Below are 568 nucleotides of genomic sequence, written 5' to 3' on the forward strand. Positions count from 1 at the left end.
CGGTCGGACGAACACCAGATCTGTTTGGCCTTCGCCGTCGAGTCCGGCGAGAGCACCGGGTACAGGAAGGTGTAGACCGTCACGTTGTCGACGGATTTGAGCGTGTTTTCGAGCTGATGGCAGTACGTGCAGTTCGGATCTGAGAACACGGCCATCTTGCGCTTGCCATCGCCCTTCACGACCTTGACCGCGTTCTCGAACGGCAGCTTCGCGAAATCGCCCTTGTTGCGCTCATTGAGGCGCGCCTCGGTGAGATTGCGATGCGCTTTGGTGTCGATCAGTTCGCCGTTGAGCACGTAGTCGCCGTTGGCGTCGCTGTAGACGATCTGCGTGCCGGGATTGATCTCGTAAAGGCCCGGCAGCGGCGCCCTGGTGATGCCCTTGATGTCGCTCGCGTCGATGCCGAGGCGCGACTGCAGCGCCGACTTGATCTTGTCGGTAGTCTGGTCGGCCTGCGCCGAGCAGCCGAGCGCCGAGGTGGCTACCGCGACGACGAGCGCGGCGATTCGAATACGCGTTTGCATGGGATGCGTTCCTGATTCGGGCGCGTCGCGAGAATGCGGCGCGC

At 62.7% G+C, this 568-nt stretch carries 1 protein-coding gene; it reads right to left on the bottom strand.

Annotated elements, in window-relative coordinates; all coding sequences use genetic code 11:
- Positions 1-524, bottom strand: a 524-nt coding sequence (locus tag VSR34_RS38295) for a DsbC family protein (protein WP_342965221.1), incomplete at its 3' end; no start/stop codon positions are given.
- Between the last annotated feature and the right edge of the window lie 44 nt (positions 525-568).

Origin of the sequence: Paraburkholderia sp. JHI2823, assembly GCF_038900695.1 — a bacterium.
Lineage (GTDB): Bacteria > Pseudomonadota > Gammaproteobacteria > Burkholderiales > Burkholderiaceae > Paraburkholderia > Paraburkholderia mimosarum.